This is a genomic window from Microvirga medicaginis (assembly GCF_052658925.1).
Window position 1 is genome coordinate 132,916 of the sequence record NZ_JBQWEL010000012.1, and the last position, 22,015, is coordinate 154,930.

The following is a 22,015-nucleotide window of genomic DNA, read 5'->3' on the forward strand; positions in this document are numbered from 1 at the left end:
GTCAGAACAGAGATGGCAAGTACGTAACGAGCGCCGGCACATAGGCGATCAGCAGGTTTGTGAGCACCAGCGGGATCAGAAAGACCCAGACCAGCCTCATGATCGCTGACAGAGGGATCTTCGCCAGCGTGCATCCGATGAACAGAAGCGTTGCGACCGGTGGTACAACAGCGCCCAGCATAATCGCCAGAACCATCACAACGCCGAAATGCACGGGATCGTAATGCAGGGCTGCGCCAATCTTCGCGAGAGTGGGAACAAAGAGCACTGCAGTCGAAACCTCATCCATGAGGCTGCCGATGATGGCAAGCGAGATGATGAGAATCGCAACGAGAAGCCAAGGTTGGTCTGTAATTCCGAACAGGACGTTCATGACCACGGTTTCGAACCGGCCCAGGGCAAGCATCGTTCCGAATACGGATGCAAATCCCACAACCATCATAATATTCGCGGACGAAAGTGCCGCGGACATCGTCAACAGGCGAAGCTGCTTGAGCGTGAGCGTACGATGAACGAAGAAGCCGACGAACAGACTGTAGACGACGGCGACGATGCCTGCTTCGGTCGGCGTCATGATGCCGCCGAGGATGCCGCCGACGATTACGATGGGCATGACCAGCGCCCAAGCCGCGCTGACCAAGGATTGGAAGAGCTTCTTAAATGAGAACGTCGTCGTCGGAACGGCGAAGGATTGTCTCCGGACCAAGATCGCTACCAGCAGCATCAGGGACAGGCCGATTAGAAGACCGGGAACCACGCCGCCAATGAACAGCTTCCCGATGGAGACACCCGCCATCGAGCCATAGATGATCATGAAGATGCTTGGTGGGATGATGGGCCCCATCATGGCTGAGAATGCCGTGATGAGTGCGGCGAATGCCGGCTTGTAACCCTGCTTGATCATCGATGGAATCAGGATTGAGCCGGTTGCTGCGCAGTCTGCGGAGGCAGACCCAGATACGCCCGACATCAGCGCGTTCGCCATGACGGTCACATGCGCGAGGCCACCGCGAACGTGACCGACGAGTGCCATGGCCACGTTGACGATCCTTTGTGTCAAGCCGCTGTGCGCCATGATCTCGCCAGCGAGAATGAAGAATGGAATCGCCATCAGAGGAAAGGAATCCATGCCGGCGAATGCCCTCGTAACCAGAAGGCGAGCAGACAGTGTCGGATCCAGAATAACGACAATCAGAGCCGCGATCCCTGTCGAAAATGCAACAGGAACACCAATGAGAAGAAGAATGATAAATGCAATGAACAGCGTCAGGATCATGGCTCTACCACTGGGGACTTAATGACACCCATAAGCTTCAGGCTCTGATAAGCCGTGACCAGGAGGATCAGTGCGCATCCGAAGGGGATGGAAACATAGACGAGGGCAAGCGGAACTTCCAAGGCGCTGGACTGCTGTTCCATGTTCACCTCTGTCATCAACCAACCCTGATAGGCATATACGCCTGCGATGAACATGATGAGAAGATTAACGAGCAGACGAAGCACTCTCTGTACCCTGTCCGGCAGCGCTCCGACAAACATGTCTACGGTGAACATGGCGCCCTGCCAGATCAGCACGGGTGCGCACAGCCAGAAGATCCATATGAAGCCGTAGCGGATCACCTCTTCGGACCAGAAGAGCGCATAATACCCCCCTGCAAAGAAGCGCAGACACACAGCCACGAAACCGATCGTGATCAGGCCCAGCATGAGTGGGACGACAATCCACTCCAATGCTTTTTCGAACGGCGATTGGCCGGCGCGCTCGATATGATCGAGTTCATCCATGTATGTCTCCTTCATCCCGCGAGAGCACCGCCATCAACACGGATGAGTTCACCGGTGATGTAATCGGACATTCCTGATGCCAGGAACACGACAGCTCCCTGCAGATCCTCGGGCTTGCCAGCATACCCCATTGGAATGCGAGAGGTGATCTTCTTGACCCACTCTGCATCATGAAACAAAGGTTCAGTCAGCTCGGTCCTGAACCAGCCAGGCTCAATTCCATTGACACGAATCCCGAACGGAGCCCATTCGACGGCAAGGGCTTTCGTCAGCTGCCGAACGCCGCCCTTGCTGGACGCATAGGCAACGATGCGCGGGAATCCGATCTCGCTCGCCAAGGATGCGATATTGATGATCTTGCCGTATCCGGCGGACCGCATGATCCGCCCTGCGGCTTGGCAGCACAGGAATGTACCTCTGGTATTAACTGCGTGGACTTGGTCCCACTGATCCTCTGGATAGTCGAGGGACTCTCCACGAAGGTTAATTCCCGCCGCGTTGACCAGAATGTCGAGACGGCCGCCTTTCTCGCGGACCTGAGCGACTACGCTCTCGACACTGGCCCTGTCGGAAACATCGCCCACAACCGGCTCCGCGCCGATATCTTCAGCCGCCCTGTGAAGGACATCTTCGCGGCGCCCCATGATGAACACGCGCGCGCCGGCAGCGCGCAAACCTTCCGCGGCTGCCTTGCCAAGCCCTGTTCCGCCACCTGTGACCAGAGCAACCCGAGAGGAGAGTTCGGTTTTGTTATACGCCATTGTTCTCTAACCTTACCGGGGGAGCTCAATCCGCTGACCGTTGCTGGCCACGATTGCATGAGCGAGTTGAACGGCCGCAATTCCGTCATCAATGTCAGGCTTCGTCGGTCTGTTACTTAGCAACATATCCGCAAGGTGGCGCATCTCTCCGACGTAGCCCTGGTGCACCAAAGACGAATTCTCGGGAGATATGTTCGTCATGTTTGGCTCCCAAACAACCCGATCCGCAGCCGGATCGAAGTGCCGCCCCAGACTCATGGGCGGTGCATTCCGGGAATAGGTGACGCGACTGACATTCTCGACCATTACCGAGTTCCCTTCGCTGCCCATCAGCTGGATACGCTCATTCGGAACCCCTCGGGATTCGTAATTCGAGATCTCCAAAAGGCCGGTTGCACCGCTTTGGAAGCGCAGCAGGACGGCATAGCCAAACCGCTCATTGCTTGCCTGAGACAGCTCGGCAGTCACCGACGCAACGGGCCCAGCATAGAACTGGATCAGATCGAGATAGTGCACACTGTGGTCGAGTACGAAGGCGAAGGTGGTAAGCTCACTCGACCAGGCCGGCGTCCAAACGCCGGAGCATATGCGCGCAGTGAGATGCATGAGGCGTCCGAAATCAGGCGCGCTCGTCAACTCCTTGGCCATACGGTATCCCGTGGCAAAGCGCTTCATGAAGCCGACGGCGAGATTTCGGCCCGTCTCACGGCTCACTTCACGCATGCGAAGCGCCTTGTCGACTGTCACCGCAGGCGGCTTCTCCACATAGACATCTACCCCCGCCCGCATCACCTTCTCAGCAAGTTCGGGGTAAACGTTGGGCCCAATGGCCATGATTACGACATCGAGTTGTTCCCGAGCCAGAAGATCATCGAGAGACGTATAGATCGCCGGAGTCCGCAATAAATGCCCGCAGGCCTCAGCCCGCTCTTGGTCACGGTCGCAAACGGCCACCAGGTCGATCGGGGCCATTCGCGTGGCTGGGATCAGCGCCGCTTGAGCAAAGCCGCCACATCCGACCAAACCTGCGCGCAAACGGGTGCCACGCTCTTTAGTCAACTCCACCTCCCCGGGTCCGGCTATTCAGCCACGCCATATCGTTATGGATACTGAACAGCAGAGCTCTTCCGATCTATTCGAAACGATTTCTTAAAAACGTTTCGATAGACAATAAAGTATGGCTTTCCAGACAAGTCAATTCCCGAATCCGTAGCTTCTCCTTTTTGCTTGAAGAACCGCGCAAGGAACACAACCGATCCTGATAAAACGCTTTTATAGGTTGCTAAATCTCAGAGAAACGTTTTTATATAGTTTCCAATTAGTGAGGACATAGGCTGCTTCGCCCACTGGCTTTGGCCTTGATGGAGCATGGCAGCAGATGTCCAAAGGGGCACGATATGTCGGGCTTTGGAGCTGCGTCCATCGAGAAACTCGATCCGCTTTCCCGGCCTCGGGCCCATTGGACGGACGAGCTTGGCTTGGGAGAGGCGTTGCCCCCTCAGGACAGAGCGCAACACTGCAAGAGCAGCCGCGTGAAGCGATGTCTCTCACTTGGACGGTGTCGTGAATTTATATCTGCGATCTCAGGTGCATGATGTCAGGTGCTTTGAAGGGACTGAAAGTCCTCGACCTATCCCGGTTTATCGCCGGCCCCCACTGCGCCATGGTCCTTGGCGATCTTGGCGCGGAAATTGTCAAAGTGGAGAGGACCAGGGGCGGCGACGACACCCGCTCTCTTGGCCCCTATATCGAGGGCGAGAGCATCTACTTCATGATGTTCAACCGCAATAAGCGCAGCCTTTCCCTGAACTTTCGTAATCCTGCAGCCCAGGACCTGCTCCGCCGCCTCGTTGCAGAGGCGGATGTTCTGATCGAGAACTTCCGTCCGGGAACCATGGAAAAGATGGGGTGCGGCTGGGACGTTCTGCAACAGCTCAACCCGCGCCTGATCATGGCGCGAATCTCAGGTTATGGTCAGAACAACAGCCTTTCCAACGAGCCCTGCTTCGACGGCATTGCCCAGGCGACCTCCGGCCTGATGGACCTGACGGGCCAGCCTGACGGTCCCCCATCCATGGCCGGAACGTTCGTGGCCGATTATGCGAGCGCACTCTATGCCTGCGTAGGCATTCTTGCTGCACTGGAGCGGCGACATCACACCGGCAAGGGACAGATGGTCGATGTCAGCCTGGTCGGCAGCGCCACCTCTCTTCTGATGACGGCGATCCCGGAATATCTCGTCAACGGGCGCAAGGTCAGCCGGATGGGCAACCGGGACCGTTACGCAGCACCAGGCAACACGTTTCGGGCAAAGGATGGTGTCTGGATCCATATGGTCGGGGGCAATGATGCTCATTTCCCGCGCTTCGTCCGGATGATCGGGCGGCCGGAGCTGCTGCAAGACCCTCGCTTCTCGACACTGGAGGCGAGGATGAAGAACGTCGAGGCCATCGAGGCGATCGCAGCCGAATGGTTTGCATCCCACTCCTCAGATGAGGCGCTTGCTGCCTTGAGCCGTGCTGAGCTCCCTTCGGCGAAAGTGCAGACCGTCGCCGATATCGCGAGCAGCGCCTATATGCGGGAGGCCGGTCATATCGTCGATATCACCCATCCAAAAGCGGGCAACCTTCCCATGCAAGGCTTGCCAATCAGGATGAGCGAAAGCCCGACTTCGATCGAGAAAGCCCCTCCTGCTCTTGGGCAGCATACCGGCGAGGTGCTCTCCGAGTGGCTGAAAATGAGCCCCGAGGAGATCTCTCAAGCCAAGGCAGACGAGATCATCTGACCTCTACAAGAAAGTCTCCCTGCCAGAGAGCCTTTCTTGCTCAGCCTTGTCCAGATGTGGCCAATTCAGGACCCTGCTCTCACCATGCCAGCGGCCCACCGACGAGACGGATCATCTCGCCACTCAGGTAACTTGGCATTCACGCAGAACGTCCTCTCGGCGTTCCGCGATCAAGACCTGCGCTCCAGCCGATTTCAATGCATTCGCCGCATATCCGAAACCCTAGCGCATCGTGCGGAAAAGTGGGCCCGGTTTTCCGCATCGAACGATGCGCTCCTCCAGAGAATGAGCACCGGATCGATCCCAAAAGTGCAAGTTCACGTCTGAGTCCGATGCTCTAGCCGCCGGGTACAACAGCGACACGCGACGACAAATCCACGACGAGTAGCATGATCTGCTCCTCCGCCCTGTTTCGAGAATGGGCCCAGTGAAAGAGGCGCCTTCTGTCGACAGCCTGCAGAATATCGATTAAATCGTTTTATATGAGGATGCTGCCAAGGTGACGACTTTTGCGTGTCAAGCGTCCTGCAGGGCAGAGCAACCGCGAGGGACCCGATGTTGGTTGTCGACGATGTTTTCCAATTGAAACAGCATGTAGGGCGAGAACTTGGGCCGAGCGACTGGCTTCTTGTCACGCAGCATCAGATCGACGTCTTCGCAGAATTGACGCAGGATCGCCACTGGATTCATATAGACCAGGACCGCGCCAGATCTGAATTGCCACAGGGCAAGACGGTTGCTCATGGCCTCCTGACCCTCTCGCTCATGCCGCGCCTCGCCGATACTCTTCTCACGGTGCGCCGCTATCGCCGCGGCTTGAACTATGGCTGCAATAAAGTGCGCTTCACTGCACCGGTTCATCCCGGCTCGCGCATCCGCCTTCGGCAGACCATCAGGCAGGTTGTCGATATCGAAGGTGGCGTAAGGCTGATTCTGCACAATGTGCTTGAAACCGACAGCAATCATGAACGCCCCGCCATGGTCGCAGAAACCGTCATTCAGATGTACGACTGATCAAGGAAGCCTTAGCCGCTTACCGCAGGATAGCGCGTGTCGGACGAGATCAATCTGGAACGCTCAAGGGTAACACGAGGAAAGACGATGAAATTTCGCATATGCAATCCGACCGACATACGCTTCGGAAATGGCCAGATAGAAGCCCTGCGTGAATTGGTGCCTCCAAATTCCCGCGTGCTGCTGCTCTATGGCGGCGGCAGCATCAAGAGCAATGGCATCTACGATCAGGTCATGGCCGGTCTTAAGGACAGCAAGGTCGTCGAGTTCGGAGGCGTCGAGCCCAACCCCGTCTACGAGACTCTTCAGAAGGCCGCGGCTGTAGCCCGTGAGAACAACGTCAATCTCATTCTGGGTGTGGGTGGTGGTTCCGTTATCGATGCCGCCAAATTCCTGGCGACCATGGTTTCACTAGGCTCCGACGATCCCTGGCCCGACCTTGCAGCCGGCAAGCTCCCGGCCACCACACTGCCGGTTGGTGCGGTTCTGACGCTGCCAGCCACCGGGTCGGAGAGCAATGCCGTGTCCGTGATCTCAAGCCGGGAGCGCAAGCTGAAGCTGCCTTTCCGGAATGAGGCGGCCCGCCCGGCCTTCGCCATTCTTGATCCATCCACCATGCAGAGCCTCAGCAGGCAGCAGCTCGAGAATGGCGTCGTTGACGCTTTCACTCATGTGCTGGAGCAATATCTCACCTCCCCGGTCAACGCGCCGATTCATTACGGCTACAGCGAGACCCTGCTGCGGGTCCTGACCGAGTGGGGTCCAAAGCTGGTCGGAACCGGGAGCGACGAAGCTCGCGAGAATGTGATGTGGGCCGCCAATCAAGCCCTGAATGGCCTCATTGGTGCCGGTGTTCCTCAGGACTGGTCAACCCACATGATCGGACACGCCATTACGGCGGTCTACAATGTGGATCACGCACGCACGCTCTCGGTGATCATGCCTTCCCTCATGCGCTACAAAGCGGCGCAAAAGCAGGCGATGCTGGCACGCTACGGAAGAATGGTCTGGAACATCACTGAAACCGACGACGCTATCGCCGCAGAGAAGGCGATCGAGCACACCGAACAGTTCTTCAAGACCATGGGGTGCCCAGTTCGCATATCAGAACTCAGACTCAATTTCAGTCAGACAGACATTCTTGAGCACCTCGAGCGGGCAGGACAGACCGCACTTGGCGAAAATCGCGATATTGATGCTTCGAGCGTCCGGCAGATCCTGAGCATGGCAGCTTAAGGCCTATCAACGAAAAGGGGCAGCCCTTCCCGGAGCTGCCCCTTTTCTCGGTCTCCATTCCTTTAGGAGACTTACAGCACGCCCTCCTTATCGAGGGATTCGATCTGCTCCTTTGAAAGCGCTAGCCATTCGCGCAGCACCTCGCCCGTGTGTTCACCGAGGCTTGGAGGGGGCCTGCGGATCGAAAGCGGATTCTCGGAGAGTTGCATGGTCACGCCTGACATGGCGACACGCCCGGCGGTGGGATGCTCCACCTCTACGATCTGCTTGCGGTGAAGCAATTGCGGGTTCCTGACGACCTCGGCCGGGCTTGCAACCTTCGCGCATGGCACACCTGCACCGCTGATCGCCTCAAGAGCCTGCTCGGTCGGCAGCATACTGAGCCATTCCTGTATGATGGCTTCAATCGCAGAAGCGTTCTTGAGGCGGCTGCCGACATCCGCGAATCGTGGATCCGTGGTTAGTTCCGGCTGTCCCATGGCTCCGGCCAGACGCTTGAAGAGCGGATTGGTTCCCGAAAGAATAAGGATGAAGTCTCCGCTACCCGTCTTGAACACATTGGCAGGAGAGGAATACCGGTCTCGGTTGCCGGTCCGGGTCAGAGTGATGCCTTGGTTGACCTGAGTGGAAACCGCTGTCGTCAACATCGACACGGCGCTGTCGAGGAGAGCGACATCGATCATCTGCCCCCTCCCTGTCTTCTCGCGGGCATGGAGAGCCGCCAGGGTCGCCGTGGTCGCGTACATGCCGCTCATGTAATCGATATAGAACGTTCCGGCGAGCATGGGCGGGCCATCCGGGTTCCCGGTCAGCTCCATCAGGCCGCTCATAGCCTGCGCAATCCCGTCGAAGCCGGGCCGCTGGCTATAGGGGCCATTCTGGCCGAAGCCCGAGAGGCGGGTCATGATGAGACGGGGATTGATCTTTCGGAGATCCTCCCAGCCGCATCCCATGTTCTCCATGATGCCCGGACGGAAGTTCTCTACGAGCACATCGGCAGTCTTCACCATCTCACGCAGGAGTTCCTGAGCCCGCTTGTCGCGGAAGTTCAGGGTGATCGATCGTTTGTTGCGGTTGAGAGCCATGCTGTAAAGGCTCTCCCCGTTCTGAAAAGGCGGGAAATGGCGGCTGTCATCGCCAGCTCCCTTCTTCTCGATCTTGATCACGTCGGCCCCCATGTCGCCAAGCAGCATGGCGCAATGGGGGCCTGCAATGAAACGGGACAGATCGAGCACCCTGAGGCCTTGCAATGGAGATGTCGTCATACTGACCTCGGCGAAAAGAGTGTGCCTTCAGGATCTATGACCTCGCGGATCAGCCTGACATCTTCCTCGGTTGGGGCTTCGGTTGTCGGCGGCGTTCCCTCGATGATCGGCTCGAAACTCATATTGGCCAGCACCTCGTCGAGCGTGACGCCGGGGTGAACCGACTTGAGGCGCATGTGCTTGGTCTCGGGATGAAAATCGAAGAGCGCCTTGTCGGTGACGACCATATACGGGCCCGGTCCTGGAAGGCCGAGGCTTGCTCGGGAGTCTCCGCCCTCGAGATGGCCGAGGCTCGTGATGAAATCGACCTTCTCCACGAAAGTGCGCTTCTTGAGATCGGTGACGATGATCGGACGCTTGATGAAAGCCAAATGCTCCGTCTGTGCCAGGCAACCCACAAGACGCTTCTTCGGCTCGCCCTCTCCTCCAATCTCGGTGATGTTGAGATTGCCGAACCTGTCAACCTGAGGAGCAGACTCGAACGACACATCGAAGCGGCCCCGTGTCACCATGTCGATCTTGTAGCCAACATCGGCGGGCGACGCAGCGGCTGGCCAGCGGGTATAAGCATCTTGCAGGAGTGCGTCAGGAATCTTCTCAAGGCTGGGAGTGAGAAGATTACCCCAATAGATGCTAAAACCAGGGGCATGCTTGAGCTGCGCGAGCCTCGCTGCGGCAATGGGGATGCCCACCGCGAGCGTGAATGCCCGTGCCGCGGTGCCAAGGCCGACGAAGCCTAGCTCATCGTCACGCAGCTCGCGGCTGATCGCGGCAATCATCAATTCTTCAGTCGTGAAATCCTTTGCGGTCGTCATTCTGCCCCTCCTGTCACGTCCAAGGCGCGCAAGGACTCACGTCCGCCAAATGCCTGGAGATAAGCCGCATGGTCGCGATGACGGAAAACATGCTCGGCCAAGTACTGGGCTGTGCCCTCCGACGTTTTTGCTGCCGCCAGATAGTTCTTTAGCGCAGCCTCGTCCTCATCATAGAAACCGTCGCAGGCACAGGGGTGTGCACCGTAGGGAACTTCGACTACAGCCTCAACGAGACTATGTGGGATATATGTTAAGCTGGGGCGGCGCTGGATCTCGGAGTGCGGCACGATCTTCTCGACGGTAACGATCAGCCGCTTGGAAGCCGACGCCATCATCTGGTCGATATCGTCGCTGTCTCGGACAACCGGCCATTGAACGTTGCCGTATTCGTCAGCCACATAGCCATGCAGGATTGTGAAGTCGGCCTGCGCTGCCGCCAATGCGTGATACGTGTCGCCCGTGAATGGGCAACGGATTTCCTTGATCTGATCTGGGCTCTTGCGCACCATACCTGTCCCCAGCATGGATTTGATCGGCAGGAAGCTGATCCCCATCCCTGCGGCACGAAAACGTGCGACGGTGGCCGACTCGGAATAATCATGCGTCTCGATGGCGCCTGCCTCTACCTGGCGACGGAAATTGGGTGCCAGACCATGCCTGAAGAAGCCGGCATAGATACCTTCCCAGCGACGGACGGCGCCGGCACCCGCCAGCATGTCGGTCGCCATCGTGGTTGCCCAGGTCAGTAGCGTCAGGTCGCGAATTTCCTGACGGATCATTTCGTGGATAATCGCCATCGGCTGACGGCGCAGGAGCGATCCCCCGACAGCTATAGTCGATCCCGACTCGATGCGTGAAACCGCATCCTTCAAACTGGCTAACTTTGATTTCATCTCGTATATTCCTTGCGCCTGCCCTTAGCCTTCGCCTTAGCTGGCGAGCTTTTCCGGAATCCTTCCGCCGACGATCATCGAGACCACATCGTCATGTTCGACCTTGTTGCGCTCGACGGCACCAATCATGCGCCCATTCTTCATGACCGCGATTCGGTCGGCCACCTGGAAGACGTGATCGAGATTGTGGCTGATGATCAGGACGCTGTAGCCCCGCTCGCGCAGACGCATGATGAGCTCCACTACAAGCCGTGACTCTTCCACTCCGAGGGCCGCCATGGGCTCATCCATGATGATGAGTTTCAGGTCGCTTTCCAGGAGAAGCCTTGCAATGCCCACTGCCTGACGTTGTCCGCCGGAGAGGGCACGGACTGCCTTGTTGAGATCGGGTGTCTTGAGCCCGAGTTGCTTGAAGAGATCCACCGTGCGGCGGCGCATCTCTGCATGGTCCAGTGAAGGCACCATGCCAAGAATCTTGCGCTGGAGCTCGCGGCCCATGAAGATGTTCTCTTGAACATTGAAGACATCGACCAGAGACAGATTCTGATGCAACGTCTCTATCCCATTGGCGCGGGCATCGTTGGGACTGGTCATGTCGACTTTTCTCCCTCCGACGGAAATCGAGCCTGATGTCGGACGAACCACACCCGAAATCATCTTGATGAAGGTCGACTTACCGGCTCCGTTGTCGCCGACCAGCGCAATCACTTCATTGGGGAAAATATCAAGGCTGATGTTATCATTTGCCTTGTGCCCACCATAAGACTTCGAGAGGCCTCGGATCGAGATCATCGGATCTCGGACATCGGCCGAGGCACTCTGAGACCCGGGTTCCTGTGCCTGGAAAGCATGTTGCATCGGTTACTCCGTCAACGAGAGAGATTGGGCCTGGGAGCGCACTCTTCAGTGCACTCCCCTGTTCGCTAAAGACCCAGCGACTTGAGATCGACAGCCGGAACACGTCGCGTTTTGGTGCCCGCGTCGTAGAACTCGGCGATGTTTTCCTTGGTGATCATGGGCGATGGAAAGACCAGCTCTTTTGGAACCTTCTGCCCCTGCAGGATGCGCGAGGCGACCTCCACGGCTTCGCCACCGAACGTCGGATAGACGAATGTACCCCGCAGGTCTCCGTTGGCGATCATTTCCAGCGTTTCAGGTGAAATTCCATCAAAGCCAGTAATGAACATCTCGTCCTTGCGGCCTGCTTCTGTGATCGCCTGGAGTGCGCCTTTCGCCATGTTGTCGTTGTGGCAGTAAACCGCGTCAATATCCTTCTGGGCCTGCAGGAAGTCCTGCATGACCTGCAGCGCTTCCGCACGGCTGTAGTTAGCGATGCCCTTGGAGACAACCTTGATACCCGGATTGGCGTCAATGACCTCTCGCCAGCCCCTGCCGCGTTCCTGGTTCACGACAGAGCCGGGTTTGCCTTCGATCTGCACGACATTGCCCTGCCCCTTCAGTTGCTCGACATAGTATTGACCAGCCCGGCGAGCCGTGCCGAGAGTATCGGCGGCGAGGTGACAATCGAAGTTGACATTGCCCTTGAGACTCGAACTCATGACGACGATCGGAATGCCCGCGTCGTTGAGAGCCTTGATGCCCGGCTGCACCGCGTCAGCGTAATAGGTAATCATGATGACGAGATCGACGCCGCGTACGGCAAGATCCTCAAGATTACGGATTTCCTGAGCCGGGCTCTCGCGAGCGTCGGTCACGATGGTCTTGAGGCCCAGTTTCTCGGCCGTCCCCAGCACGTCCTGACGCTGAGCTTTCAACCATTCATCCGTCGCATAGGATTGGGAGAAGCCGATCGTCTTGCCTGCAACGGGACTTTTCGCACGGGCGCTGCCAATTACGAATGGAAAGCCTGTCACGGCAAGCGCCGCAGCGCTCAGGCCGCCCTTGATCAGGCCACGTCGGCTCAGGCCGGAGCGTGTATCTGTTGTCTTGGTGGTCATTCTCGATTCCTCCTGGTTCCTCGGATGTTTGTCCGTCCCGTGTTATCGCTGCCGGTTGCGGAGATCGCTGATCACTACGGCCACGATGATGATGACACCCATTGCCAGCATTTGAACGAAGGGCGATACGCTCATGAGATTGAGAAGGTTTGTGATGATGGCGAGGATAAGGACGCCGAGAATCGTGCCGACAACGCCGCCGACGCCACCATCGAATGACGTCCCGCCGATAAGTGTTGCGGCAATCGCATCGAGCTCGAAGAGATTACCGGCGTTCGGCTCGGCGACGCTGATGCGGCTGACGAGGATCAGGCCGGCCAGTCCTGCAAGGAAGCCGGACAGGGCATAGACCTGAACTTTGATACGGTTGACCGGAATTCCGTAGACGCGTGCGGCCTCCTCGTTGGCCCCAACGGCATAGACGTGACGGCCCCACTTGGTGTGCTTCATGACATAGGCGAAGAGCAGCCAGATCGAAATGAAGATGACGACAGGAACAGGCACCGGGCCGACATAGCCGGATCCAATCAACCTGAACAGGCTGTCGGCTCCTTCCGCCGCGACATCGCCGCCATCCGAATAGAGATAGATCAGTCCGCGTGCGAAAATCATCATCGCAAGCGTCGCGATGAAGGGCTGAAGATTGAGACGTGTGATAAGGAGCCCGTTGATGGCCCCGAACGCGGTCGTCGCCACAAGAGCGACTGCCCACGCGGCCGGAGAGCCGTTCGACGCCAGCGCGGCAGCCGTGATCGCCGCGACGCCGACGAGTGAACCGGCGGACAGATCGATGCCCCTGGCCAGAATGACGATCGTCATACCGATGCTGACTACGCCAACCATGCTGGCGCCCCGTATCACGTTCAGAATATTTGTGGAGTTCAAGAAATGCGGAGAGGCAATCGTGGCTGCGATCAGCAGAATGACGAATGTGATTGCGTGGCTGTATTTCAGCGCAAGCATCAGATAGTGGCGAGCGCTTTTGCCCTGCTCGGTCGCCTGAATCGTTCCGACCGAAGAGCTGCTGCTGATTTCTACATGTGACATTATGATTGTTCCTCCCCTTTCGGACCGGGTTATTGATCAGGATGCGGGATAAGAATGCCTCTTGGATCGACCACGCGCCGAAGGAGTTCGAGTTCCTCGTCGGTTGGCTCAGGCGTACGCTCAGGGTTCGTTTCGAAAACTTCGAAGCCTGTGCTCCGCCTCACGTCTTCAAGGCTCACTCCGGGATGTAGGCTCTTGAGTCTCGCCCGGCCTTCGGCCTTGTCGAAATCGAAGATGCATTTGGGAGTGACGATCCATTCAGGCCCACCCATTTCGAGACCAAGGCTCTGACGCCCTGCCGCGCCGCCCGGGTAGCCGACTCCGGATACGTAATCGACACGCTGGACGAAGTTCCTCACCTCGTGGTGCGGCATCATGATGTATTCGCGGCCGAACAGAGCCAGATGCTCGGGTAGGAGGATGGAGCCGACGAGGCGGACCTTCGGCCTTTTATACTCGCCGACGCAGACGCTATTGATGTTGCCCTGCCGGTCGACCTGAACGCCCGAGCCGAAGCCGAAATCCACGTCGCCGCGTCGAACGGCGTAATGGCCCGGATAGCTCATCATCTGCGCCTCGCATTCCAGCCCCTGAAGTCCGGATTCGAATTCGGCAGCTGGCAGTTCCTTGAGAGTGGCTATGTTCGGGTTGATCGACCACCCGGCGAGAAGAATGGTGAGGTTGGGAGCGTGCGTACACCGGGCGAACTGCATGGCGGCCAAGGGAATGGCCGTCGCGTAAAGGGCAGCCGCACCTCCTGTCGCGAGTCCTGTGAAGCCGACCTCTCCATCCTTGAAGCTTTTTGCAAGGTGGATGGCGAGGAGTTCCTCGATCGTATAGCGGAGCGAACTCATTGTGGCAGCTCCACATTGCGCAACGCGATCAGGCGGCGAAGTCCGATCCGCTCCAGATACTCATGGTGGTCTCTGGTGCCATGCACGTATTCTTCCAGATAGGCATCAAAGCCCTGCTGCGTCGCGCTGGCCTCGGCGTAGGCGCGGAAGTGATCGTCGTCTGACTTGTAGATCCCAAGCACTGCCGTGGGGTGTGCGCCATAGGGCACTTCGACAATATGAGTCGTCCGGAACGAAGGAATTTCGGTCAGCTCAGGATGCTTCTTGAGCTCTTCCGTGCTGACGATGCGCTCGACCGTGACGATGACCTTGTCGCAAGACCGTGTATGAGTGACGTCGACACTTTGCGGCAGGAGGCGCCGAGCAGGAAAGGCGACGTTACCATATTCGTCGCCTATGATGGCGTGAACCACAACCACATCAGGCTTGGCGGGTGGAACGGCCCACATCTGCTTGCCCGTGACAGGGCACGTGAATGGGATGATGTCCGGATTGAGCTGAGCAACGTCGCTGCCGCCGAGAAAAGTGCAGGGCCAGAATGGCAGGTTCTCCTGGCTGGCACGAAAACGATCCCAGGCGATGAGCTCCGGGTAGTCAACAACTTCTATCTCGCCGGCCTCGGCCGCACGCCGGAAATTGCGCGCCAAGCCGAAACTCTCAAGGCCGACGTAGGACGTCTCGATCCGCCGGACGCAACCCGCACCGACGAGGAGATCCGTCTCGTTGGCATTGACTACGCCAACGATGGTCAGATCGCGTCGCTTCTGGCGGATCAACTCATGCACGAACGCGATGGGACGCTGATAGATGGCAAAGCCGCCAAACGCGATGCGTTCACCGTCTGCAACCGCAGACACGGCATCGGACAGGGAACATAATTTGGACGTTCGGACCAAAGCGGGTCCTCCTCCCGTTGAGGCCCGGCGACTCTGACGGTCCGCCTTCGGCCTGTTGCGGCTCATTTCGCAAAGCCCATGAAACCTCTTCTCATCCATATGAGATCGATTTCATGTGGAATCGATCTCATATGTTGTTAGGCTTGTCAATCGTTTTACTTCGATGCTCGAATTCGCCTTATGGACGTCTCGCCCAAAGGTGATTACCAATCAGGAAGCTTTCAGAGCGTGTCATGTCCAAGGGGAGTTCCGAGATTCGCACCTCATCCCGCAAAAGGCCCACCATCGCGGATGTTGCGCAAGCCTGTGGCCTTTCCCGCGCGACGGTCGCCCGCGCCCTATCGGGAAAAGGTTATGTCGACGGTGAAAAGCGGCTGCTCATCCAGCAGACAGCCAAGAAGATCGGTTATCGCACGTCGGCTCTTGCCAGAGCCCTTCGCACCCAGCGTTCGGCCTCGGTCGGCGTCCTGATTGCGGATATCACGAATCCGATCTTTCCCCAGATCGTGAAGGGAATCGATGACGTTCTCAGCGCCAGGGGACACACAATTCTTCTGTGCAATACCGATGAAAACCCTCAGAAGCAGCTGGCTCTGGCCAGTTCGCTGGTCGATCGGCATGTGGATGGTTTGATCCTGGTGTCTCAATCGCTCGAAACGCAGGCAATCAGGGATCTTCTTGAGGGTGGCCCCCCTTGCGTCTTTGTCAATCGACGCCCCTATGAGGCAGCGGATTATGTCGGACCGGACAACATTCAGGCCATCAATCTCCTCGTGGACCATCTTGCGGGTCTTGGACATAAGAAGATCGGCTACATTGCAGGCCCCGAAAGCTCGTCCACATCCCGCGAGCGCCTGCTGCAATTTTCCGTCGCGCTGGAACGACACGGCCTCTCTCCCAAGCCGGAGTGGATCTTTCCAGGCAACTACACCATCGAGTGTGGGCGTGAGGCAGTCCGCAGGATGATGACCTTGCCCGACAGACCGACGGCAATCATGGCGGCCAACGACATATCCGCAATCGGCATCATCGACGAGGCGCAAAACCGCGGCCTCTCCGTGCCGGAAGATCTCTCCGTCACAGGGTTTGACGACGTACTGGGCTTCAGCGATCTGCTTCCACATTCCCTGTCAATGCGGGGACTGACGACGATCTGTCAGCCCAAACGGGAAATCGGAGTGGCTGCGGCAGAAATGCTCCTCCGGCGTCTGGCGGAAGGACGCGAAGCAAATCTCCAGTCGGTCGTTCTGCCGGTCAGCCTGAAGGTGAGAGATACGACCGCGCCATTGCGATCGGACCGGGTGAAGCCCCGTCGCACGCGATGCAAGCTCGCCACGCAGTAGGGTCACACCCTGTTAAGAGTTTCTTCTGAAGGCCAGCTACGCAGCTACGACGCCGTTGCCGCATTAGGCGCGACCGCAATCGCATCCGTCATCCGCACGAAGGCAAGCATGCCGGGATCGTCCGAACCCACGCTCTTGTCCGGGAACATCCGCGCCCGGCCGATGCGGCAAGGCTGAGACCGGAAGCGGTCCAGCGCCTCATGAGCCGCGGCCCGCGCCTTTGTGGCAACGGCGCTTCCGTCATCCTGCCCGGATACGGCAGAGGCCACGGCATCGAGCGCGTCCAGCACCGTCTTGTCTCCAAGCTGCGCTCCGCCTCGGGCGATCATCGCATCCCGCGCAGCACTCAGCAGGCCCGACAGATCGGCCCATGCGACCTCCACCTGCCCCTTGGTCTGGCGGGACATGGTCATCAGCGCCGTGGCAATGAGCGTGCCGAGGCTCGATCCCGTCGCCGAAAGGGTCGAGCGAGCGAGCAGGCCCAGAGCAGCGCCCACATCTGCGGCCTGCGCGAGATCCGTCGCGCTCATGCGCTCGACGACGCGAGCCAGCATGCTGCCCGTGTCGCCGTCGCCCAGGCGGGAGTCAGCCTCGTTCAATTCCTGCTCAAGGCTGCCCATCCGCTCCTGGGCCCGCGCTACAGCGCGGGTGACATCGTCAATCGTCCAACCCATTAGCCGACCCTCCAGAACGGGCACGCAGCCGGAGCAGCGAGCAGGCTTTCCAACTCGTCATCGACAAAGCACAGGCTGATCGAAGCGCCAGCCATCTCCATGGAGGTGACATACGGGCCGACGAGCGGCTGCACGATCCGCAGCTTCTTCTCCGTGAGACGTTGCGCCGCGCGGCGGTAGAGAATGAAGAGTTCCTCCAAAGGCGTCGCCCCAAGGCTGTTGACCAGGATCGACACACGGTCAGTCGCCAGTGCGGGCTGGTCCGCTAGCAGGCGCTCGATCATCTCGTCCACGATCGCGTCAGCGGGCTTCAGCTTGTCGCGCCAGATGCCGGGCTCGCCATGAATGCCCATGCCCATCTCGATCTCGTCTTTGGCGAGTGCGAAGGTTGGCTTACTGGCCGTTGGCACTTGGCATGGCGCCAACGCGACGCCGATCGTGCGCGTCGCATCCACTGCCTTGCGGGCCACGCGCGTCACCTCGTCCAGATCCGCTCCTTCCTGCGCCTTGGCGCCTGCGGCCTTGTAAGCATAGATGATACCTGCCACACCCCGGCGCTTGTGACGCTCGTCGGGGCCGGCGCTGGCCACATCGTCCGTGCCAAGGACCGTCGTGGTGGTGATGCCTTCATCGGCCAGCACCTCGCCGGCCATATCGAAGTTCATCCGGTCTCCGCCGTAGTTGCCATAGAGGCACAGCACGCCTCTCCCACCATCAGCAAGACGAATGGCATCAATGCAGGAATCGACGTTGGGGCCTTCGAACACGTTGCCGATCGAGCAAGTGTCAAGCAGGCCCTGCCCCACATAGCCGGTGAACAGCGGCAGATGGCCGGATCCGCCGCCCGATGCGATGCCGACCTTCCCCTTGACCGGCGCATCGGAACGACGGATCACACGCCCGCCGGAGCCATCGCGCACCAGCGACGGATGCGCTGCCGTCAAGCCATCGAGCACCTCGTCCACGTAAGCTGTCGGTGCATTGATCAGTTTCTTCATTGTGCTACTCCCCTCCTCCCGAGGGCTGGGACCGTCAAGAGCTCACCGCTCTCGGGCCACCCCTCAGGCATCAACATGATCCATCGAGATCCGGGCAGATCGCACGAGACCTGCCCGGTTGTAAGTCTTAGTAGTTGAGCCGCTGATTGGCCTCAAACATGCTGACGGGCGGATAGGCATGCTCGTCGGTGATTACATCGAGAACCGTCGTCTTGCCCGAGCGCAGCGCAGCTTCGAGAGCCGGCTTGAAGTCCGCCGGATTCTCGATGCGGATGCCTTCGCAGCCGCAGGCCCTCGCGATGGCGGCATGGTCGACGGCTTCGAAATCGCACGCATCCGAGTAGTCGTTGAAGAGTACCTTCTCGGCATGCTTTTCATAGCCCAGGATCTGGTTGTTCAGCACCGTCACCACGACCGGCAGATTCATGCGGCGTGCCGTTTCGAGTTCCGACCAGACGTGGGCAAAGCCGCCGTCGCCGGCGAGGCAGAAGATCGGAGCATCCGGACGAGCTGCCTTGGCGCCGATCGCGTAGGGCAAGCCCCAGCCAAGACCCGCCAAGCCGCGCGGGGTCACGAAGCGCATGCCGGGCTTACGCGAGGTCAGGAAGTTCGCAACCCAGATGGACGAGTAACTCGCATCGGACACGACGATCATGTCCTGGGTGAGAACGCTGTCCAGATCGCGCATCAGACGCTCGGGACGCACTGGCTGCCTGTCCATGTCGACGCTCTCGGCCATGTCGGCCTCCCAGCCGCGGAGGCCCTCGGCGATGCGAGCTTCAAGCGCCGGGCGCGCGGTGCGGCGTGCGGAAAGATCCCGCTTCTTCAGAGCCGCAGTGAGAGCCTCGATCGTCAGGCGGGCGTCGCCTACGAGCCGCACCTCGGCTTCGTAGTTTCGACCGATTTCCTGGCTGTCCACGTCGATGTGGATGTACTTGGCGTTCTTCGGATAAAGGTTCCAGCTGTCGGTGCCGTTTTGGTTGGTTCGGTTACCGATCAGCAGAATAACGTCAGCGTCCGTCACGAGAGAGCGCAGGTGACGGGTGCGGCCGCGCGTTCCCATGAAGTAACCGACAACACCGACGGAGAGTGGATGACGTTCGTCGGTCGATCCCTTGCCCATGACCGTTGTGGCGATCGGCAATGATGCGGCTTCCTGCAGAGCGGCAACGGTATCGGCGGCCCCGGAGACGTGAACGCCACCGCCAGCGATGACGAGAGGAGCCTTTGCCGCGGCAAGGAGATCGGCCGCGGCTTCGATGGCCGACGGATCGGCGACCGACCGGTCGAGCGGGAAGGTTCCCAGAGAGGCGACACGTTGCGTGCGATCAGTGCGATCAGCCTTCGGCGTATCGACGAAAAGATCGATGGGGGCGATCAGCACGGCCGGTCCCGGGCGGCCGGAAGCCGCTGCGGTGAACGCCATATCGACGTAATCGTCGATGCGATCCACATCCGCGACCCGCTTGATCCACTTGGCGCAACCGCGGAACAACTCGAGATGATCGAGTTCCTGGAACGCATTCTTGTCGGTCTGCTGACGATGAACGTCCTGTACGATGGCGACGATCGGAATCGAGGCCTTGAGCGCCTCAGCAAGACCAGGAACGAGCAGGGTCGCAGCCGGACCGTTCTGGGCCGTGACCACAGGCACCTTTCCGCTCACGCGGGCATAGGCGTCAGCCATCACCGTTCCTGCATTCTCCGTGCGGTAGCCGATCTGACGGATGCCAAATTCGGGAGCCACGATAAAGAGAGCAGCGGGAATGCTCTGGCCAAAAATCACTTCCACGCCGTGGCGACGCAGAGCCGCAGCGAAAACATGAGCGCCAGATGTGTTCGAAATCGTATGCGACACAGGATCGGCCGCTTTCGTTGCGAGGGAAGTCATCGGATTTCTCCAGGGTGTAGATCTGGCATTCTTGCCAGGTTGGTTAGAATTGGCTTCTTCAAGGAGGTGCCCCCTTCAGGAAGCCGGGCTGAAACGGCTTTAGCTTCAGGCACCTAGTGGCGGACGAGATCCCCGCCCGTGATCAGCTTCACCACATCGTCCGGGCTCGTTTCCTTCGTTGCCCGAACGCCTGCCGTGCGGCCCTGGCGCAAGACATGGATGCGGTCGGAGATCTCAAAAATATGATGCAGATTGTGGCTGATCATGATGATCGAGAAGCCGCGCGCCTTGAGATCCTGCACCAAAGAGAGGACCTTCTGCTGCTCCGGCACACCGAGAGCCGCAGTGGGCTCATCGAGAATGACGACCTTGCGTCCGAAGGCTACGGCTCTGGCGATGGCGACGCTCTGGCGCTGCCCACCCGACATGCCTTTCACCGGGTAGTGGGTCGACTGGATATGGATCTTGAGAGACTTCAGCAGCTCTTTGGATCGCGCATGCATCTCCGATGAGCGAAGGAAGGGAATGCCGAGCGCGCGTTTGACGATCTCGCGACCGGCGAAGATGTTCTCCGCTACATTGGAATTATCGAAAAGCGCGAGATCTTGGTAGACTGTCTCAATCCCCAGGCGACGCGCATCCTCGGGCTTACGGATCTGAACCTCCGAACCCTCGAACCAGAAGCGGCCCGCATCGGGGCTTAGCGCCCCGGAGATGATCTTGACCAGCGTCGATTTTCCGGCGCCATTGTCACCAACAAGCGCTACCACCTCGGATGGGTTCAGCTCAAAGCTGATATCAGAGAGCGCCCGCACCGGGCCGAAGGATTTCGATACATTGCTCAGTTTCAGTAGCGGGGACATCGTTCTCTCCCTGGAATGATCGGCGAGCGGCAGGCGCCGCCCGCCGCCGGAGACTTGGATCACTTGCAGAAGTTTGCGCGGTTCTCGGCCGTGATCATCGGCGTCGGCAGAACCGTATTCTTCGGAACCGACACGCCCTTCGAGACCTTCACGGCGAGATCAAGAGCCTCGGGGAACATGGTCGGATAGTAGACGGATCCGGTGAGCGCGCCGGAAGCAACGCCATCGCAACCCTCCTTCGCGCCATCCATGCCGACCGTCACGATGTTCTTGATGTTGCGCTCGCGCAGAACCTGGGCTGCGCCCAGGGCCATGGAGTCGTTGTGCGCATAGACAGCAGCAAGATCGCGATGGGCCGTAATGGCGTCTTCCATCACCGCAACGGAGTCGTGTAGGCGATAATGGCCGACATAGGAAACAACCTTCATGCCGGGATACTTGGCGATTTCTTCTTCAAAGCCGCGCTTGCGGTCGATAGTCGCCGAAGCGCCGGGCGTGCCCTCGATCTGAATGACTTTGCCTTTGCCGCCCAGCTTCTCGGCAATGAAGCGAGCGGAAACCCGTCCCATTTCCACGTTGTCGGAGCCGATATAGGCGGCGTAGCTCTCCGGGTCGACGGCGAGCTTGCGATCGAACACGACAAGCGGAATCTTTGCGCGCTTCGCAGAATCGGCAATCGGCGCCAATGCGGCCGAGTCATTTGGAGACATGACGATGACATTGACACGGCGCGTGATCAGATCTTCGAGCGAGGAGAGCTGAACAGCGCTGTCGCGGCGGCCATCGGCGATAGTGAGCTCGACCTCGGGATGTTGTGCCGCCCAAGCCTTGGCCTTCTCAACGCCACTCACGCGATAGGGATGCTCGACGTTAGGCTGAGAGAGGCCGATCTTGAGCTTCTCCTGCGCGGAGGAAGACGATGCCATCAGTGCCATGG

At 58.9% G+C, this 22,015-nt stretch carries 21 protein-coding genes; 4 read left to right on the forward strand and 17 right to left on the reverse strand.

Annotated elements, in window-relative coordinates; translation table 11 throughout:
• Nucleotide 1: 1 nt before the first annotated feature.
• The 4 genes from ACUXUR_RS16415 to ACUXUR_RS16430 are packed head-to-tail and all read right to left on the reverse strand — an operon-like array spanning nt 2 to nt 3,605.
• A complete protein-coding gene (locus ACUXUR_RS16415; protein WP_445503418.1) occupies nt 2-1,276 on the reverse strand; it encodes a TRAP transporter large permease in 1,275 nt (424 codons plus the stop codon).
• Entirely contained in the window at nt 1,273-1,785 is a 513-nt protein-coding gene (locus tag ACUXUR_RS16420; protein WP_445503419.1) for a TRAP transporter small permease, read from the reverse strand. The genes ACUXUR_RS16415 and ACUXUR_RS16420 overlap by 4 nt, the downstream gene beginning before the upstream one ends.
• Before the next feature lie 11 nt (nt 1,786-1,796).
• Nucleotides 1,797-2,546, reverse strand: a complete 750-nt coding sequence (locus ACUXUR_RS16425) for an SDR family NAD(P)-dependent oxidoreductase (protein WP_445503420.1) — start codon at nt 2,544-2,546, stop codon at nt 1,797-1,799.
• 12 nt (nt 2,547-2,558) lie between these two features.
• Entirely contained in the window at nt 2,559-3,605 is a 1,047-nt protein-coding gene (locus ACUXUR_RS16430; protein WP_445503421.1) for a Gfo/Idh/MocA family protein, read from the reverse strand.
• Nucleotides 3,606-4,137: 532 nt separating this feature from the next.
• Between ACUXUR_RS16430 and ACUXUR_RS16435 the strand changes: the two genes are divergently transcribed.
• The 3 genes from ACUXUR_RS16435 (at nt 4,138) to ACUXUR_RS16445 (ending at nt 7,581) form a co-directional block, all read left to right on the forward strand.
• On the forward strand, nt 4,138-5,331 hold the full coding sequence (locus ACUXUR_RS16435) for a CaiB/BaiF CoA transferase family protein (RefSeq protein WP_445503422.1): 1,194 nt from the start codon (nt 4,138-4,140) through the stop codon (nt 5,329-5,331).
• Between the two features lie 555 nt (nt 5,332-5,886).
• Nucleotides 5,887-6,345, forward strand: a complete 459-nt coding sequence (locus tag ACUXUR_RS16440; RefSeq protein ID WP_445503423.1) for a MaoC family dehydratase — start codon at nt 5,887-5,889, stop codon at nt 6,343-6,345.
• An 87-nt stretch (nt 6,346-6,432) separates the two neighbouring features.
• The gene (locus ACUXUR_RS16445; RefSeq protein WP_445503424.1) at nt 6,433-7,581 is read left to right on the forward strand and encodes an iron-containing alcohol dehydrogenase; all 1,149 of its coding nucleotides are present in this window, start codon (nt 6,433-6,435) and stop codon (nt 7,579-7,581) included.
• 71 nt (nt 7,582-7,652) lie between these two features.
• Here ACUXUR_RS16445 and ACUXUR_RS16450 read toward each other — a convergent pair whose 3' ends face one another.
• From ACUXUR_RS16450 to ACUXUR_RS16485, 8 genes are all read right to left on the reverse strand, one after another.
• Complete coding sequence (locus tag ACUXUR_RS16450; protein WP_445503425.1) at nt 7,653-8,846, reverse strand: CaiB/BaiF CoA transferase family protein; 1,194 nt, start codon at nt 8,844-8,846, stop codon at nt 7,653-7,655.
• On the reverse strand, nt 8,843-9,661 hold the full coding sequence (locus ACUXUR_RS16455; protein WP_445503426.1) for a CoA-transferase subunit beta: 819 nt from the start codon (nt 9,659-9,661) through the stop codon (nt 8,843-8,845). The genes ACUXUR_RS16450 and ACUXUR_RS16455 overlap by 4 nt, the downstream gene beginning before the upstream one ends.
• Nucleotides 9,658-10,554, reverse strand: a complete 897-nt coding sequence (locus ACUXUR_RS16460) for a CoA transferase subunit A (RefSeq protein WP_445503427.1) — start codon at nt 10,552-10,554, stop codon at nt 9,658-9,660. The genes ACUXUR_RS16455 and ACUXUR_RS16460 overlap by 4 nt, the downstream gene beginning before the upstream one ends.
• Nucleotides 10,555-10,590: 36 nt before the next feature.
• A complete protein-coding gene (locus ACUXUR_RS16465; protein WP_445503428.1) occupies nt 10,591-11,412 on the reverse strand; it encodes an ATP-binding cassette domain-containing protein in 822 nt (273 codons plus the stop codon).
• 65 nt (nt 11,413-11,477) lie between these two features.
• Complete coding sequence (locus ACUXUR_RS16470) at nt 11,478-12,512, reverse strand: substrate-binding domain-containing protein (RefSeq protein WP_445503429.1); 1,035 nt, start codon at nt 12,510-12,512, stop codon at nt 11,478-11,480.
• A 42-nt stretch (nt 12,513-12,554) separates the two neighbouring features.
• A complete protein-coding gene (locus ACUXUR_RS16475) occupies nt 12,555-13,559 on the reverse strand; it encodes an ABC transporter permease (RefSeq protein ID WP_116530784.1) in 1,005 nt (334 codons plus the stop codon).
• A gap of 29 nt (nt 13,560-13,588) precedes the next feature.
• Entirely contained in the window at nt 13,589-14,413 is an 825-nt protein-coding gene (locus ACUXUR_RS16480; RefSeq protein WP_445503430.1) for a CoA-transferase, read from the reverse strand.
• Entirely contained in the window at nt 14,410-15,270 is an 861-nt protein-coding gene (locus tag ACUXUR_RS16485) for a CoA transferase subunit A (protein ID WP_445503431.1), read from the reverse strand. The genes ACUXUR_RS16480 and ACUXUR_RS16485 overlap by 4 nt, the downstream gene beginning before the upstream one ends.
• Nucleotides 15,271-15,542: 272 nt before the next feature.
• Between ACUXUR_RS16485 and ACUXUR_RS16490 the strand changes: the two genes are divergently transcribed.
• On the forward strand, nt 15,543-16,652 hold the full coding sequence (locus ACUXUR_RS16490; protein ID WP_445503432.1) for a LacI family DNA-binding transcriptional regulator: 1,110 nt from the start codon (nt 15,543-15,545) through the stop codon (nt 16,650-16,652).
• A 44-nt stretch (nt 16,653-16,696) separates the two neighbouring features.
• On the opposite strand, the gene ACUXUR_RS16495 is transcribed toward ACUXUR_RS16490, so the two are convergent.
• From ACUXUR_RS16495 to ACUXUR_RS16515, 5 genes are all read right to left on the reverse strand, one after another.
• Nucleotides 16,697-17,326, reverse strand: a complete 630-nt coding sequence (locus tag ACUXUR_RS16495) for a dihydroxyacetone kinase subunit L (protein WP_445503433.1) — start codon at nt 17,324-17,326, stop codon at nt 16,697-16,699.
• Complete coding sequence (locus ACUXUR_RS16500; RefSeq protein WP_445503434.1) at nt 17,326-18,324, reverse strand: dihydroxyacetone kinase subunit DhaK; 999 nt, start codon at nt 18,322-18,324, stop codon at nt 17,326-17,328. The genes ACUXUR_RS16495 and ACUXUR_RS16500 overlap by 1 nt, the downstream gene beginning before the upstream one ends.
• Nucleotides 18,325-18,451: 127 nt before the next feature.
• Entirely contained in the window at nt 18,452-20,215 is a 1,764-nt protein-coding gene (locus ACUXUR_RS16505; RefSeq protein ID WP_445503435.1) for an acetolactate synthase catalytic subunit, read from the reverse strand.
• Between the two features lie 113 nt (nt 20,216-20,328).
• The gene (locus ACUXUR_RS16510) at nt 20,329-21,078 is read right to left on the reverse strand and encodes an ATP-binding cassette domain-containing protein (protein ID WP_445503436.1); all 750 of its coding nucleotides are present in this window, start codon (nt 21,076-21,078) and stop codon (nt 20,329-20,331) included.
• Between the two features lie 59 nt (nt 21,079-21,137).
• Nucleotides 21,138-22,013: a substrate-binding domain-containing protein gene (locus tag ACUXUR_RS16515; RefSeq protein ID WP_445503437.1), complete on the reverse strand. Its 876-nt coding sequence runs from the start codon at nt 22,011-22,013 to the stop codon at nt 21,138-21,140.
• Between the last annotated feature and the right edge of the window lie 2 nt (nt 22,014-22,015).

What these genes read in the sequence shown, in the direction of transcription:
- ACUXUR_RS16415 (WP_445503418.1), bottom strand. Translation starts at nt 1,276, where the DNA reads ATGATCCTGACGCTGTTCATTGCATTTATCATTCTTCTTCTCATTGGT.
- ACUXUR_RS16420 (WP_445503419.1), bottom strand. Translation starts at nt 1,785, where the DNA reads ATGGATGAACTCGATCATATCGAGCGCGCCGGCCAATCGCCGTTCGAA.
- ACUXUR_RS16425 (WP_445503420.1), bottom strand. Translation starts at nt 2,546, where the DNA reads ATGGCGTATAACAAAACCGAACTCTCCTCTCGGGTTGCTCTGGTCACA.
- ACUXUR_RS16435 (WP_445503422.1), top strand. Translation starts at nt 4,138, where the DNA reads ATGATGTCAGGTGCTTTGAAGGGACTGAAAGTCCTCGACCTATCCCGG.
- ACUXUR_RS16440 (WP_445503423.1), top strand. Translation starts at nt 5,887, where the DNA reads ATGTTGGTTGTCGACGATGTTTTCCAATTGAAACAGCATGTAGGGCGA.
- ACUXUR_RS16445 (WP_445503424.1), top strand. Translation starts at nt 6,433, where the DNA reads ATGAAATTTCGCATATGCAATCCGACCGACATACGCTTCGGAAATGGC.
- ACUXUR_RS16450 (WP_445503425.1), bottom strand. Translation starts at nt 8,846, where the DNA reads ATGACGACATCTCCATTGCAAGGCCTCAGGGTGCTCGATCTGTCCCGT.
- ACUXUR_RS16455 (WP_445503426.1), bottom strand. Translation starts at nt 9,661, where the DNA reads ATGACGACCGCAAAGGATTTCACGACTGAAGAATTGATGATTGCCGCG.
- ACUXUR_RS16460 (WP_445503427.1), bottom strand. Translation starts at nt 10,554, where the DNA reads ATGAAATCAAAGTTAGCCAGTTTGAAGGATGCGGTTTCACGCATCGAG.
- ACUXUR_RS16465 (WP_445503428.1), bottom strand. Translation starts at nt 11,412, where the DNA reads ATGCAACATGCTTTCCAGGCACAGGAACCCGGGTCTCAGAGTGCCTCG.
- ACUXUR_RS16470 (WP_445503429.1), bottom strand. Translation starts at nt 12,512, where the DNA reads ATGACCACCAAGACAACAGATACACGCTCCGGCCTGAGCCGACGTGGC.
- ACUXUR_RS16475 (WP_116530784.1), bottom strand. Translation starts at nt 13,559, where the DNA reads ATGTCACATGTAGAAATCAGCAGCAGCTCTTCGGTCGGAACGATTCAG.
- ACUXUR_RS16480 (WP_445503430.1), bottom strand. Translation starts at nt 14,413, where the DNA reads ATGAGTTCGCTCCGCTATACGATCGAGGAACTCCTCGCCATCCACCTT.
- ACUXUR_RS16490 (WP_445503432.1), top strand. Translation starts at nt 15,543, where the DNA reads ATGTCCAAGGGGAGTTCCGAGATTCGCACCTCATCCCGCAAAAGGCCC.
- ACUXUR_RS16495 (WP_445503433.1), bottom strand. Translation starts at nt 17,326, where the DNA reads ATGGGTTGGACGATTGACGATGTCACCCGCGCTGTAGCGCGGGCCCAG.
- ACUXUR_RS16500 (WP_445503434.1), bottom strand. Translation starts at nt 18,324, where the DNA reads ATGAAGAAACTGATCAATGCACCGACAGCTTACGTGGACGAGGTGCTC.
- ACUXUR_RS16505 (WP_445503435.1), bottom strand. Translation starts at nt 20,215, where the DNA reads ATGACTTCCCTCGCAACGAAAGCGGCCGATCCTGTGTCGCATACGATT.
- ACUXUR_RS16510 (WP_445503436.1), bottom strand. Translation starts at nt 21,078, where the DNA reads ATGTCCCCGCTACTGAAACTGAGCAATGTATCGAAATCCTTCGGCCCG.
- ACUXUR_RS16515 (WP_445503437.1), bottom strand. Translation starts at nt 22,013, where the DNA reads ATGGCACTGATGGCATCGTCTTCCTCCGCGCAGGAGAAGCTCAAGATC.